Below are 14,156 nucleotides of genomic sequence, written 5' to 3' on the forward strand. Positions count from 1 at the left end.
CCCAAGCCTTGTTTGCGGCCGACGGTACTAAGCGGCCCAGCGCATTTACAGCTAGCACTATTTATAGGTTCGCCGGTTATGGGTTCGCCCGAGGCAAGGCCGATCGCCCGCAGGTCGCGAGCCTCAATGCTCCGGTTCGAGCAGCCGGTAATGGGCGGCGAGCGCGATGGCATGGAAGCGGTTGCGCGCGCCAAGCTTTCGCGTCGCCGCGTTGAGGTGCAGCGTTGCGGTAGGCACCGCGCGGCCAATCTCACGCGCAACCTGCTTGGCCGTCAGTCCGGCAGCGGCCAGGCGCAGGCACTGACGTTCGCGCGACGTCAGATGGACATGTTGGCAGGTGCGGATTCCGGCGTCGAAACCGGCGTAGGCGGAGTCATGCAGCAGATGACCCAGATCTCCGATCTCGGCGATCAAGGGTCTGGCTTCGAGCTCGAACCCGGCCTCCGGATCGGCACGGATCGCAGTGAAGGTGGCGAGATCGCCGCCGGCAAGGCGAATGGGTACGGTGACGCCGCAGGTCATCCTGGTGTCAAGCAAATAGCTGACCACAGGATCGTGCTTGGACTGGAGCACGCGCTGCATGACGGTGCTCTGAACGCCGCTGTGCGACCAGAGAAACGGTCTCGATACGGTGAGCGCGGCCTCCTGCACCGGGTCAAGCTGATAATATCCGCCCTTGCACCAGAGATCCTGCATGTCGCGCGGCACGTTGCGCAGAGCCATCAACGAGGGCGTGATAAGCTCGCCCTTGTGACTGACCGGCACGGGCGTATAGTCGTAGATGAATGCGGTGAAACCGATAGGCTCCAGCACCTCCGTTGCCACCGCCATGGCAGCGTCGATGCTCATTCCGGTTTGGAACCGGCTCTCTAGATCGCCTGGAAGGCTTTGCATCGGGCAAGCTTACCCGCTGATGATTGCTTGTCAAATAGCCATGTCGGCCGGCTGCTCAACAAATAGGCGGGGATAAGCCTGTCCGACCCTATCTATCTTAATAGCTATCCCGTCCGGCTTCGCTCGCCGTAGTCTTTTGCGATTGGGCCAAGTAGCGGACACCGTTCGCAAACCCAGACTGTTTCAGCCGCGCAATGGTCGATCGAGCGGGTTCAGCGCGGCAAAAGCCGAGACGCCTCCATGAGGGAACAAATATGCGACCCCAAAAAGCATTTGCAGCGTTGATGCCCTGCCTGGCTCTGCTCGGCGTGTCCATGATGTCGCCGGCAAACAGTGCCCTGGCCACCGAGGGCAAGCCAGGCGGCACACTCCGACTGCTGGCCAATGCCGCGGCAGGCACCGCCGATCCGCACATCAACTACACGCTGCAGTATTTCCAGATCAATTATGTCCTCTACGATGGCTTGGTGACCTACAAGAAGGCCGGGGACAAGACCGGCTTCGAAGTCGTCGCGGACCTGGCGGAAAGCCTCCCGCAGGTCGAGAACGGCGGCAAGACCTACGTCTTCAAGCTGCGCAAGGGCATCAAATTCGCGGATGGCTCGGATGTCACCACGAAGGACGTGGTGGCTTCGTTCCAACGCATCTTCAAGATCAGCGGGCCGACGGCCGGGACCTTCTACAAAGGCATCGTCGGCGCGGATGCGTGCTTGAAGACGCCTGCGACGTGTACCCTCGAAGGTGGCCTGTCAGTCGACGACGCCGCCGGAAACATTACCTTCAATCTGGTCCAGCCGGATGCCGAGTTCCTGCAGAAGCTGGCTGTTCCGCACGCGTCGATCCTGCCGGCGAGCGCGCCGCTGAAGGACGCCGGCACCGATCCGATCCCGGGCACCGGACCCTACATGATCGCCAGCTACGATCCCAACAAGCTGATGAAGATTGTGCGCAACCCTCATTTCAAGGAATGGAGCAAGGAAGCGCAGCCGGCCGGATATCCGGACGAGATCGACTACGAATTCGGCCTAACCGACGAGGCGGCGGTGACCGCTGTCGAGAACGGCCAGGCGGACTGGATGTTCGACCCGCCGCCGTCCGACCGTCTCGCCGAACTCGGCACCAAATATGCCAAGCAGGTCACGGTTCATCCGCTGACAGCGATGTGGTACGCGCCGATGAACACCAATCTGGCGCCGTTCAACGACATCCGCGTTCGCCAGGCAGTGAACTTCGCGATCGACCGCGCCGCGATCGTCAAGCTGTTCGGCGGCAGCAATCTGGCGCAGCCGGCCTGCCAGATCCTGCCACCGGGCTTCCCGTCATTTGCGGCCTATTGCCCGTTCACCGCCAATCCGGGCGAGAAGTGGTCAGCACCGGATATGGACACGGCCAAGCAATTGGTCGCTGAATCGGGAACCGCAGGTCAGGAGGTGACGATCATCACCGAGGACACCACGGTCTCCAAAGCGATCGGCGTCTACCTGCAGGATGTGCTCAACCAGCTTGGCTACAAGACGTCGGTCAAGCCGATCTCGCAGAACATACAGTTCACCTACATCCAGAACACCAATAACAAGGTGCAGATTTCGATCTCGCAATGGTTCCAGGATTACCCGGCGCCATCGAATTTCCTGCAGGTCTTGTTCAGCTGTGCCTCGTTTACGCCGGGCTCCGACGCCTCGGTCAATATTTCGGGGTTCTGCGACAAGTCGATCGACGCATCGATGGACGAGGCAGAGGCAGCCACCATCGCCGATCCGGCCAAGGGCGCGACACTCTGGACCGCCATCGACAAGGCTGTGACGGACAAGGCTCCGGTCGCTGTCCTGTTCACGCCAAAGCGCGTCGATGTGATCTCTTCCAGGCTGAAGAACTTCACCTTCAGCCCGCAATTCTACTGGATTGTCAGCCAGTCCTGGGTGGAATAGCCGACCGGAGCCAATGCGACGGAGTGCCGCTGGCTCTCCGTCGCATTTCCTTTTCCGGCGGATCAGCGCATCTTCCAGGCCGCGATTTTTCCCAGGCAATCCTGTTCATGGTCAATGTCATTGCGGACCAGCCTGCCATCCCGGTTCGCCGGGCCACCGATGGCCCGTGGCGCACCGCTTGGCGCAAGCTGAAAGGCGATCGTTCGGCAATATCTGCCTTCGCCGTGCTCGTCGTCATCGTGATCGCCTCGCTCGCGGCGCCGCTTTATGCGCGGTACGTCTCCGGCACCGATCCATTTGTGACCAATCTCAATGGCGAGATCGTCGTCGATGGGGTGACCCAGCCGGTGCTGCAGCCCTCCACCGAAGGCCTTGGCCTCGGCATGACGCCGGTCGGGCCGACCTGGCGCATCGGACCCTATATGCTGGGTGCCGACAACCAGGGCCGTGACGTCGCGGCGCGGCTGCTTTACGGCGGACGGGATTCGCTGTTGATCTCGGGTGCTGCAGCCGTGCTGTGCCTTGTCCTCGCGACATTCCTTGGGGTCGTTTCCGGCTTCTTCGGCGGCATCGTCGACATCGGCCTGTCGCGCATTCTCGACGTGCTCTGGGCTTTTCCGATTTTCCTGTTGGCAATTTCATTGTCGATCGTGCTGATTGCGCAGAGTATCCAGATCGGTCCGTTCGAAATCCGCTCCGGCAGCCTGTGGCTACCGGTCTTCATCATCGGCATCGTCTATGTGCCCTATGTGGCGCGGCCGATCCGCGGCCATGTCCTGACCTTGTTGCATGCCGAATTCGTGACCGCGGCGATCGGCCTTGGTGCGTCGCCCTGGCGCATCCTTTTGCGCGACATCATGCCCAATGTGGTGACCCGCATCATCGTTTTCGTGCCGTTGATCCTGGCGCTCAACATGATGACGGAATCCTCGCTGTCGTTCCTGTCGATCGGCGTGCAGCCGCCGGATGCCAGCTGGGGCACGATCATCCAGGACGGCCAGGGCCTGCTCTATTCGCGGCCGGTCGTGGCACTGGCGCCGGGGTTAGCCATTGTGATCACGGTGCTGGCCCTAAACATTCTGGGCGACGGCGTGCGCGACGCGCTCGATCCGAAATCCTCGCCGAGGGGCGTCTAGTGGTTGCCGCGCTCGGCTTCCGGCTTGGCCAGATGGTGCTGGTTATGTTCGGTATCAGCGTCGTCGCTTTCCTGATCTTCTTTGCGACGCCTGGCGCTGATCCATCGGCGCGCATTGCCGGCCGCAATGCTTCGCAAGAGACGCTGATCCAGGTGCGCCACGATTTCGGTCTCGACCGGCCATTGCCGGTGCAATATGGGGTGATGATGAACCGGCTTTTCGTCAGCCGCGATCTCACCTCCTTCGTCAATCGCGGGCAGCGTGTCATTCCGACCGTGATAAGCGCCATTCCCGTGACGCTGTCGCTGGTCGGCGGCGCGGCAGTGCTGTGGGTGCTCGGCGGATTGATCGTCGGTGTGATCGCAGGCGCGACGCGCGGTACATTCATTGATCGCGCGCTGATGATCCTGAGCTTGGTAGGTGTGTCGATCCCGGTCTTCTGGCTGGGCGAGGTCGCCAACCTGCTGACGCAAAGCCGCTGGCACGACAACTGGCTGTTTTCCTGGGTTCCTCCGCTCGGCTACATCCCCCTGACCGAGAATCCCTGGGGCTGGTTCAAGGCGCTCGTCATTCCGTGGTTCACGCTGGCAACCCTTTATGTCGGCCTCTACGGCCGGGTGCTGCGGGCAAGCCTGATCGAAATGATGCAGGAGGATTTCATCCGCACCGCCCGGGCCAAGGGGATCGGCGAACGCCGGGTGCTGCTGCATCATGGCCTCATGACCTCTTTGGTCGCATTCGTCACCATGTTCGGCCTCGATTTCGGTGCCTTGGTCGGCGGCGGCGCGCTGTTGACCGAAGTGGTCTTCGGATTGCAGGGTGTCGGAAAACTGACGTATGAGGCGCTGCAGACCCTCGATCTGCCGATGATCCTGGCCACGGTGATTTACGCCGCCTTCTTCGTGGTGATGGCAAACTTCGTCGTCGACGTCGTCTTCGTCATAATCGACCCGAGGGCGCGCAATGTCGGCTGATGCTCCCCTTCTGGTGGTCAAGGACCTCACTGTCTCCTTCCGCAGCGACGAAGGCCTGGTGCGGGCGGTGGGAGGTGTTTCGTTCTCCGTCGAGCAGCGCGAGATCGTCGGTGTGGTCGGCGAATCCGGTTCGGGCAAAAGCCAGACCTTGCTCGCCATTATGGGGTTGATCGACAGCCCCAACGCTATCGTCTCCGGTTCCATCCGTTTCATGGGACAGGAGCTGATCGGGCTCAAGCGGCGTGCGCTCGATGCCATCCGCGGCCGCCAAATCGCGATGATCTTCCAGGATCCGATGTCTGCGCTCACCCCGGTGCATACGATCGGCAACCAGATCGGCGAGCAGGTCCGCGCGCATGAAAAGGTGTCGGCGAAAGCGGCACGGGCGAGGGCCGTGCAATTGCTGGATGCGGTCGGCATCGCAAATCCGGATCGGGTCATCGACAGCTACCCGCACCAGCTTTCCGGCGGTATGCGCCAGCGCGCGGTGATTGCCATGGCGCTCTCGTGCAACCCGGCGCTGCTCGTCGCGGATGAACCGACTACAGCCCTCGATGTTACCGTGCAGGCGCAGATCCTCGAACTGATCGGACGATTGCGCGACCAGTTCGGTTCCGCTGTGATCCTGGTCACGCATGATCTTGGCGTCGTCGCCGAAGTCGCGGACCGGGTACTGGTTATGTATGGCGGACGCTTTGTCGAGGAGGGCGGCAAGAGCAGCGTGTTCCGGGCGCCGCTGCATCCCTACACATGGGGCTTGTTCGGCTCGATCCCGCCGATGGAGGGACCACGTCCAGCCCGGCTCGCTGCCATTCCGGGAATTCCGCCGTCGCTCTCCAACCTGCCGAAAGGCTGCGCCTTCAGCCCCCGCTGCGCCTTTCGCCACGACGCCTGTCTGGTTCAACTGCCGATCATGCAAGGCGAGAGCCATCGCGCCGCGTGCCTGTTGCCGGAGCCTACGCGCAGACAATTCGCTGCCCAGAGGCCTGGCGGCGTGGTGGAGATGCAACGATGAATGCCAGGCCACTCGAACGTCCGCTGCTTCGTGCCGGCGACCTGTCGAAGCGCTATAGCGTCGGCCGCTCGATCTTCCCGGCGCAGCGCCGGACCGTGCATGCGGTTGATAGGGTGTCGCTCGACATCTGGCCCGGGGAGACCCTCGGCATCGTCGGCGAGTCCGGTTGCGGCAAATCCACGCTTGGCCGGTGTCTGGTGCGTCTGACCGAAATCAGCTCGGGGTCGCTGGAATTCGAGGGCCGCGACATCAGCGACGCCTCCCAGCGCCAGCTTCGTCCGTTGCGGCGGCAGATGCAGATGGTCTTTCAGGATCCCAGCGCTTCGCTCAATCCGCGCCGGCGGGTCGGCGATCTGCTGGCCGATCCGTTCCGCATCCATGAACGCCTCTCGGCATCGGAAATGGCGGACCGCGTGGCCGAGCTCCTGCGCCGGGTCGACTTGTCGCCCCAGCACGCATCGCGCTACCCGCACGAATTCTCCGGCGGCCAGCGCCAGCGTATCGGCATCGCCCGCGCGCTGGCGCTGCGGCCACGGCTGATCGTGGCCGACGAGCCGGTCTCGGCGCTCGACGTGTCGATCCAGGCGCAGATCGTCAATCTGCTCGCCGACCTGCGCGAGGAGTTCAACTTGACCTATGTGTTCATCGCCCACGATCTTTCCGTGGTGCGTCAAATCTCGAGCCGTGTGGCGGTGATGTATCTGGGGTCAATCGTGGAGAGCGGGCCGACCGACGAGGTCTTTGTGGCGCCCAGACACCATTACACCGCGGCGCTGCGTTCCGCCGTGCCGATACCCAGCATTGACCGGGCGCGGCGCGGCCGGCTGGTGCTCAAGGGTGATCTGCCCAGCCCGATGAACCCACCCTCGGGGTGCCGGTTCCACACCCGTTGCCCAGCTGCCACCCCGATCTGCCGCAGCGAGTGCCCGCTTCTCCAAAGCATTGGCGAGGGCCGCCTGGTCGCGTGCCATCATCCAGCCGACGGTTGACTACGGGAATTCTCGTTCAACGATATCCGGACCGTCAGCCGTAATCATTGCTTCGGCGAGAATAGAGGCCGATCTGGACGCCGCACGATCCGGCGCTATGTTGCGCTTCGGCGGCCGGGCATCGCGGATGCCTAATACTAAAGTAACTGTTCTCGCGTTGCCGAGCGATGCTACGATTTGAAGGACGGCGGCCGTACAGCGCTGCGTGATTTTGCGCCGGCGAGGACGGAATGTGGGAGGCCACTCTTCGTGCTGCAGCAGGCTGCCGCCGACATGTTGCTCGGTTGTCGACCATAAGGGAGGAAGTCACCAATGAAGATATCGTACCTGGTCTCAGCCGCGCTTCTTGCAGCGACCGCGATGCCTGCCGCAGCCGCCGAGATTTCCGACGGCAAGATCAAGATCGGCATTCTCAACGACCAGTCGGGCGTCTATGCCGATTTCGGCGGCAAGTGGTCGGTTGAGGCCGCCAAGATGGCGGTCGAGGATTTCGGCGGCAAGGTACAAGGCTCGCCGATCGAGATCGTCAGCGCCGACCACCAGAACAAGCCGGACACCGCCTCCAACATTGCGCGGCAGTGGTATGACACCGAACAGGTCGATTCCATCATGGAACTGACCACCTCCTCGGTGGCGCTCGCCGTCCAGGGAATTTCCAAGGAGAAGAAGAAAATTGACATCGTCACCGGCGCCGCGACCACCGAACTCACCGGTAAACAGTGCTCGCCCTATGGCTTCCACTGGGCCTACGACACGCATTCGCAGGCAGTGGGGACTGGTGGCGCTCTCGTTCAGCAAGGCGGCGACAGCTGGTTCTTCGTCACAGTCGATTATGCATTCGGCTATTCGCTGAAGGAGCAGACCGCAAAGTTCGTCGAGAGCCATGGCGGCAAGGTGGCTGGCGAGGTGCGTTACCCGCTCGGCTCGACCGACTATTCATCCTTCCTGCTGCAGGCGCAATCGTCGGGCGCCAAGGTTATCGGCCTGGCGAATGCCGGCCTCGACACCTCCAACTCGATCAAGCAAGCGGCCGAATTCGGTATCGTGCAGGGCGGTCAGCGGCTTGCAGCACTTCTGTTCACGCTGGCCGAGGTGCATGGGCTCGGTCTCGAGGCGGCGCAAGGCGTGGTGCTGACCGAAGGTTTCTACTGGGATCGCGACGACAAGAGTCGCGAGTTCGCCCAGCGCTTCTTCAAGCGCACCAACCGCATGCCGAATATGATCCAGGCCGCCACCTATTCAGCGGTGACCCAGTATTTGAAGGCGATCGACAAAGCCGGCACCGATGGAACCGAGGCGGTCGCCAAGGAATTGCATGCGATGCCGGTGAACGATGTCTTTACGGCGAACGGCAAAGTGCAGGCCGACGGCAACATGGTTCACGACATGTATCTTTATCAGGTCAAGTCGCCGAGCGAGAGCACCAAGGAGTGGGACTATTACAAACCGCTCGCCACGATCCCCGGTAACGAGGCGTTTCTGAGCCCCAAGGAGAGCGGCTGTCCCACGGCAGGCGAGTGATTGGCGGACCGATGGCGCCGCCTGGACCGGATGGGCCGCGGGTAGTGCTTTCCGCCCGCGGTTTGCGGCGTGACTTCGCCGGCTTTGTTGCGGTCAGGAATGTCGATCTCGACCTCTACCACGGCAATATCCACGCGCTGATCGGACCCAACGGCGCTGGCAAGACCACCGTCTTCAACCTGCTCACCAAGTTCCTGCCGCCGACCAGCGGCAGGATCGAACTGCTCGGCCACGACATCACCCGCACCTCGCCGGCCAAGGTCGCGCGGATGGGCCTGGTGCGCTCGTTCCAGATCTCGGCGGTGTTTCCGCATCTCAGCGTGCTCGACAATGTGCGCGTTGCATTGCAGCGACCGGCCGGACTCAGCGTTCAGTTCTGGCGCTCGCTGTCTGTGCTCGATCGGTTGACGCCGCGCGCCGAGGAGCTTTTACGGTCTGTCGGCCTCGACGATGCCAAGAACAGGCCCGCCGCCGATCTCTCCTATGGCAGGAAACGCGTGCTCGAGATCGCCACGACGCTGGCGCTCGACCCGAAAGTGCTGCTGCTCGACGAGCCGATGGCCGGCATGGGGCATGAGGATGTGCGCACGGTTTCCGACATCATCCGCTCGGTCGCCAGGGAGCGTGCGGTGCTGATGGTCGAGCACAATCTGACTGTTGTAGCCGATCTTTGCGACTGGATAACCGTCATGCAGCGCGGCGAAATCCTTGCCGCCGGCGACTACTCCACGGTCAGCCGCGACGAGCGGGTGAGGATCGCCTATATGGGCACCGCCGATGAGTGACGCCGCGCCGCTTCTCGCAGTCCGCGGCCTCAACGCCTGGTATGGCGAGAGCCATGCGCTGCACGGCGTCGATCTTGAGGTCTTTCCAGGTGAAACTGTGACGTTGCTGGGCCGCAACGGCGTCGGCAAGACCACGACATTGCGCGCCATTATCGGGCTGATCCGCCAGCGGACCGGCCAGATTTTTTTCGACGGCAAGGATCTGATGCGCCTGCCATTGCACCGGACCGCGCATCAAGGCATCGGCCTGGTGCCGGAGGAACGCGGCATCTTTGCGACGCTGACCGTGGACGAGAATCTGGTTCTGCCGCCGATCGTCGCCGAGGGCGGCATGAGCGTGCAGGAAATATTCGATCTTTTCCCCAATCTGAAGGAGCGCCGCAACAGCCCGGGCACCAGGCTGTCGGGCGGCGAGCAGCAGATGCTGGCGATCGCGCGCATGCTCAGAACCGGCGTGAAAATGCTGCTTCTCGATGAGCCGACCGAGGGCCTGGCTCCGGTCATTGTGCAGCGCATCGGCGATCTGCTGGCGACGATGAAAAAGCGCGGCATGACGATCCTGCTGGTCGAGCAGAATTTCCGCTTTGCCAGCCGCGTCACCGACCGTTTCTACCTGATGGAGCACGGCAAGGTCGTGGCGGGCTTTCCGGTCGGCGAACTGCCGGATCGCATGACGCTGCTGCATGAAGTGCTGGGTGTATGATGGCGCCATGACGATGATCTTCGGGATACCCGTTCAGGCATTCCTCGGCCAATTGCTGGTCGGCCTCATCAACGGCTCGTTCTACGCAATGTTGAGCCTGGGCCTGGCTGTCATATTCGGCCTGTTGCGCGTCATCAATTTTGCCCACGGCGCGCTCTATATGCTCGGCGCCTTCGTCGGGTACCTGCTTCTCACCCGCTTCGGCATCGGCTACTGGCCGGCTCTGATCCTGTCGCCGCTGATCGTCGGCGGCTTCGGCGTCGTGGTCGAGCGCCTGGCGCTGTCGAGGCTTTACGGCATCGACCCGCTTTACGGGCTGCTTTTCACCTTTGGCCTCGCGCTCGTGCTCGAAGGGGTGTTCCGTTACTACTATGGCGTATCGGGAAGTCCTTATTCCGTGCCGCCGCTGCTCTCCGGGGGAACCAATCTCGGCTTCATGTTCCTGCCCAATTATCGCGGCTGGGTGGTGGTCGCCTCGATGGTCGTCTGTTTCGGCACCTGGGCGCTGATCGAGAAGACCAGGCTGGGCTCCTATCTGCGCGCGGCGACGGAGAACCCCGGCCTGGTGCAGGCTTTCGGCGTCAACGTGCCGTTGCTGCTGACCCTCACCTACGGCCTCGGCGCCGCTCTTGCCGGACTTGCAGGGGTTCTCGCCGCGCCGATCTATCAGGTGAGCCCGCTGATGGGATCTGACCTCATCATCGTCGTCTTCGCCGTCGTCGTGGTCGGCGGCATGGGATCGATCCTCGGGGCGATCGTCACCGGTTACATGCTTGGCCTCGCCGAAGGCCTGACCAAGGTCTTCTATCCCGAAGCCTCCAATCTGGTGGTCTTCGTCATCATGGCAATCGTGCTTCTGGTCCGGCCAGCCGGCCTGTTCGGAAGGGATGCCTGAGATGGCCGAACTGACACTTCGCGAGACGCGTGCCAAGAATTCGGCACGGCTTGAATGGGCGCTGATCGGGCTCGGCATCCTGGCGCTGCTGGTGGCGCCTTTCTTCGTCTATCCGATCTTCCTGATGAAGATGCTGTGCTTTGCGCTGTTTGCCTGCGCGTTCAACCTTCTGCTCGGCTACACCGGGCTGTTGTCCTTCGGCCATGCGACATTCTTCGGCGGGGCGGCCTATTTCACCGCATACGCGGTCAAGGTCTGGGGCTGGCCACCGGAAGCGGGCATCCTGCTCGGTGTCCTAGGTGCCGCGCTGCTCGGCCTTGTGATGGGCTTCTTTGCCATCCGCCGGCAAGGCATCTATTTCGCCATGATCACGCTGGCGCTGTCGCAGATGTTCTTCTTCTTCTGCGTGCAGGCGCCGTTCACCGGAGGTGAGGACGGCATCCAGGGCGTGCCGCGCGGCAGGCTGCTTGGAATGCTCGACCTGAACGTCTCGATGAACATCTATTATTTCGTGCTGGCGGTCTTCCTGATCGGCGTGTTCGCCATCTGGCGCATCATCAACTCGCCTTTCGGCATGATCCTGCGTTCTATCCGGGAAAACGAGAGCCGGGCCATTTCGCTGGGCTATTCCGTCGCCAACTACAAGCTGGCGGCTTTCGTCATGTCGGCAACATTGGCCGGGCTGGCCGGCGCGCTCAAGGCGATCGTTTTTCAGTTTGCCACGCTCACCGACGTCACCTGGCAGATGTCGGGCGAGGTGATCCTGATGACGCTCCTCGGCGGCATCGGCACCATGGCCGGGCCGATCATCGGCGCCAGTCTGGTCGTCGGCTTGGAAAACATGCTCGCCACCTCGAACTTTCCGGTGACCATCGCCACCGGCCTGACCTTCATGGTCTGCGTGCTGGTTTTCCGGCGCGGTATTGTCGGTGAGGTCTATGCGCGGTTTCTCGGGCCAAAGGGTGACGCGAAAGACTGAACGGCTCAGTTCCGCCTCGCTAGGCGATGCGTAAGCCTTGCGCGTCGAGAAGCACGCAGCCCAGCGGGTCGAAGCAGACATCGACCGCTTCGCCTTCACGCAGCGGCTGGCCGTCGATCAACGTGTTGGCGCGCACCAGCGTGCCGGCGCCGATGTCGATCTCGTAGACCGCATTGCCGCCGAGATAGGAGGTCGAGGCGATCCGTCCCGCCAGCCTGTTGGCAGCACCGGCGGTACCGACGGTAAGCTTCTGCGGGCGAACGACGACGGTGACCACGCTGCCGGTCGCGAGCGCCTTCGGCGCGGCCGCCTTTACGATATGGCCGGTGGCCAGCGCGATCGTCGCCATCTTGCCGTCCATCACGGTCACGCTGCCGGGCAGCATGTTGGCCTTGCCCAGGAAATTGGCGACGAATGCGGTGGCCGGCTGGTCATAGACCTGCGCGGGGGAGCCGATCTGCTCGATCAGGCCGGCGTTCATCACGACGATGTGGTCGGACATCGACAAGGCTTCTTCCTGGTCGTGCGTCACGAAGATAGCAGTGATGCCCGTCTCCCTCTGGATTTTCTTGATCTCGACGCGCATGTCCTCGCGCATATTGGCGTCGAGCGCCGACAAGGGCTCGTCCAGCAGCAGCACTTCCGGCTCGAAGACGATGGCGCGGGCCAGTGCGATGCGTTGCTGCTGGCCGCCCGAGAGCTGTGACGGCAGCTTTGTCTCACTGCCGGGCAGCCGCACCATATCCAGCGCCTTCTTGACCCGGCGCACGATTTCCGGTTTCGGCACGTTTCGGTATTTCAGGCCGAATGCGACGTTGTCGAAGACGTTCTTGTGCGGAAAGAGCGCGTAGTTCTGGAACACCAGACCAATGTTGCGCTTATAGATCGGGATGTCGTCGACCCGCTTTCCGCCGATCGAGATCTGGCCACTGGAGATGTCGACCAGGCCCGCGATCGAGCGCAGGATCGTCGTTTTGCCGCACCCGGACGGCCCCAGCAAGGTGACGAAACTACCTTTGCGGATTGCCAGTGAAAAATCGCGCACAGCGGCGAACTTGCCGTAGAAAATATCGATGTCGCGAAACTCGACCGCAGGCTTTCCTATCGGCTGCCGCTCGCTCTGGGCGAGCGGGTCGCCATCAGCCCCGGCCGAAGCCGGCCGGGGCTGCTGGTCGTGGCTGTTGTCGTCATGCACCTTTCGACACCCTGTCCCATTGCTTGGTCCAGGCGTCTTCGTTCTTCGCCCAGTAGAGCGGATCGGCGAAGGTCAGCGATTTCATCGATCCAGTCGGGTCGAAGGCCGGAAGCGCCGCGATCTTGTCGGTCAGCTTCACCTTGGTGGGGTCAAGCGATGGCGGATAGTTCTGGCCCTCGGCGACGGCGATCGAGGTGGCAGGATCCAGCATGAAGTTGATCAGTTCCTCGCATTCGGCCATCGGCGAACCCTTGAGCACCAGCATGTCCTCCATCCACGCGTATGAGCCGGCAGGGTCGAGATAGCCGATCGGCTGGCCCTGCTGCTGCAGGGCGGCGACACGTCCTGACCAGGCGTCGGTGACGACGATCTCGTTGCGCGACAGGAGGTCCATCAGTTCCGCGCCGGAACTCCAGAATTTCTTGGCCAGATCGCGGGTCTCGCGAACCTTGGCCCAGACGACGTCCATGTCCTGGATGTTGTTGGGGTCCTGTTTCGTCTGCAGCGCCGCATACCAGACGCGCGTCGTCATATCGGCGTAGCCGCCGATCTTGCCGGCATATTTCTTGTCGGTAAGCAGGTTGGCGCCCTTTTCCTTGGCTTCCTCCGGCGAGATGACCTTGTTGTTGTAGGCGATGCCGGTGGTGCCGTAATCATATGGCACTGCCGACAGCTTCGGCGTGATCTTGCGGAACGGCTCGATCATGGCGGTCAGGACATTCGCCATGTTCGGAATGTTTGCCTCGTTGATCTCCGAATTGAAACCGCCATTGACGTATTTGATGTAGTAGTTGACGCCGGAAGAATGGACGATCTGGAAGTCGCCTGGTTTCGACGTCTTGATCTTGGTGATGATCTCGTTCTCGTCGCCAAAGGTGCCCTGGACGACCTTGACCTTGGACTTGGCGGTATAAGGCTGGAACGCGTACTTATCGATCGCCTCCTGCACCACGCCGCCCCATCCGTCGAAGCGCACTTCCGAAACCGCGGCCAGCGCCCGTCCCATCCAAGGCATGGAAAGCCCGGTGGCGGCGGCAGCGGCGGCCGTCAGCGTCAGGAATGATCGCCGGCTGATGTCGCCATTGGCATAGCGTTCGTTGAGCCGTTCCAGTCGTTTGGCGGTTGTCAGTTTCATTTCCATT

Annotated in this window: 13 protein-coding genes; 10 read left to right on the forward strand and 3 right to left on the reverse strand. The window is 62.3% G+C overall.

Annotated elements, in window-relative coordinates; translation table 11 throughout:
- Positions 1-123: 123 nt before the first annotated feature.
- A complete protein-coding gene (locus NKI08_RS17960; RefSeq protein WP_245274646.1) occupies positions 124-849 on the reverse strand; it encodes a LuxR family transcriptional regulator in 726 nt (241 codons plus the stop codon).
- Between the two features lie 299 nt (positions 850-1,148).
- On the opposite strand from NKI08_RS17960, the gene NKI08_RS17965 reads away from it, so the two are divergent.
- The 10 genes from NKI08_RS17965 to NKI08_RS18010 all read left to right on the forward strand — a co-directional run bounded on the left by NKI08_RS17965 (position 1,149) and on the right by NKI08_RS18010 (position 11,819).
- Positions 1,149-2,822, forward strand: coding sequence for an ABC transporter substrate-binding protein (locus NKI08_RS17965; RefSeq protein ID WP_352771217.1), 1,674 nt, complete (start codon positions 1,149-1,151; stop codon positions 2,820-2,822).
- Between the two features lie 107 nt (positions 2,823-2,929).
- The gene (locus NKI08_RS17970) at positions 2,930-3,958 is read left to right on the forward strand and encodes an ABC transporter permease (protein WP_352501374.1); all 1,029 of its coding nucleotides are present in this window, start codon (positions 2,930-2,932) and stop codon (positions 3,956-3,958) included.
- Positions 3,958-4,932 (forward strand): ABC transporter permease, encoded by a 975-nt coding sequence (locus tag NKI08_RS17975; RefSeq protein ID WP_352771220.1) that lies wholly within the window; start codon positions 3,958-3,960, stop codon positions 4,930-4,932. The genes NKI08_RS17970 and NKI08_RS17975 overlap by 1 nt, the downstream gene beginning before the upstream one ends.
- On the forward strand, positions 4,922-5,947 hold the full coding sequence (locus tag NKI08_RS17980; protein ID WP_352472482.1) for an ABC transporter ATP-binding protein: 1,026 nt from the start codon (positions 4,922-4,924) through the stop codon (positions 5,945-5,947). Before NKI08_RS17975 ends, NKI08_RS17980 begins: the two co-directional genes overlap by 11 nt.
- Positions 5,944-6,936 carry an ABC transporter ATP-binding protein gene (locus NKI08_RS17985; protein WP_352771222.1) on the forward strand — a complete coding sequence of 331 codons (993 nt, stop codon included), beginning with the start codon at positions 5,944-5,946 and terminating at the stop codon, positions 6,934-6,936. Before NKI08_RS17980 ends, NKI08_RS17985 begins: the two co-directional genes overlap by 4 nt.
- Positions 6,937-7,248: 312 nt before the next feature.
- On the forward strand, positions 7,249-8,457 hold the full coding sequence (locus tag NKI08_RS17990) for an ABC transporter substrate-binding protein (protein WP_352771224.1): 1,209 nt from the start codon (positions 7,249-7,251) through the stop codon (positions 8,455-8,457).
- Between the two features lie 11 nt (positions 8,458-8,468).
- The gene (locus NKI08_RS17995) at positions 8,469-9,242 is read left to right on the forward strand and encodes an ABC transporter ATP-binding protein (protein ID WP_352501371.1); all 774 of its coding nucleotides are present in this window, start codon (positions 8,469-8,471) and stop codon (positions 9,240-9,242) included.
- Positions 9,235-9,945 carry an ABC transporter ATP-binding protein gene (locus NKI08_RS18000; protein ID WP_352472486.1) on the forward strand — a complete coding sequence of 237 codons (711 nt, stop codon included), beginning with the start codon at positions 9,235-9,237 and terminating at the stop codon, positions 9,943-9,945. Before NKI08_RS17995 ends, NKI08_RS18000 begins: the two co-directional genes overlap by 8 nt.
- A gap of 7 nt (positions 9,946-9,952) precedes the next feature.
- Positions 9,953-10,840 carry a branched-chain amino acid ABC transporter permease gene (locus NKI08_RS18005; RefSeq protein WP_352472487.1) on the forward strand — a complete coding sequence of 296 codons (888 nt, stop codon included), beginning with the start codon at positions 9,953-9,955 and terminating at the stop codon, positions 10,838-10,840.
- A gap of 1 nt (position 10,841) precedes the next feature.
- Positions 10,842-11,819, forward strand: coding sequence for a branched-chain amino acid ABC transporter permease (locus NKI08_RS18010; RefSeq protein ID WP_352771227.1), 978 nt, complete (start codon positions 10,842-10,844; stop codon positions 11,817-11,819).
- A gap of 19 nt (positions 11,820-11,838) precedes the next feature.
- Here NKI08_RS18010 and NKI08_RS18015 read toward each other — a convergent pair whose 3' ends face one another.
- Both NKI08_RS18015 and NKI08_RS18020 read right to left on the reverse strand, forming a co-directional pair.
- Positions 11,839-13,014 (reverse strand): ABC transporter ATP-binding protein, encoded by a 1,176-nt coding sequence (locus tag NKI08_RS18015; protein ID WP_352769403.1) that lies wholly within the window; start codon positions 13,012-13,014, stop codon positions 11,839-11,841.
- Entirely contained in the window at positions 13,007-14,149 is a 1,143-nt protein-coding gene (locus NKI08_RS18020) for an extracellular solute-binding protein (protein WP_352501366.1), read from the reverse strand. Before NKI08_RS18020 ends, NKI08_RS18015 begins: the two co-directional genes overlap by 8 nt.
- Positions 14,150-14,156 lie beyond the last annotated feature (7 nt).

This window comes from Mesorhizobium sp. M0768 (genome assembly GCF_040320195.1).
Taxonomy (GTDB): Bacteria; Pseudomonadota; Alphaproteobacteria; order Rhizobiales; family Rhizobiaceae; genus Mesorhizobium.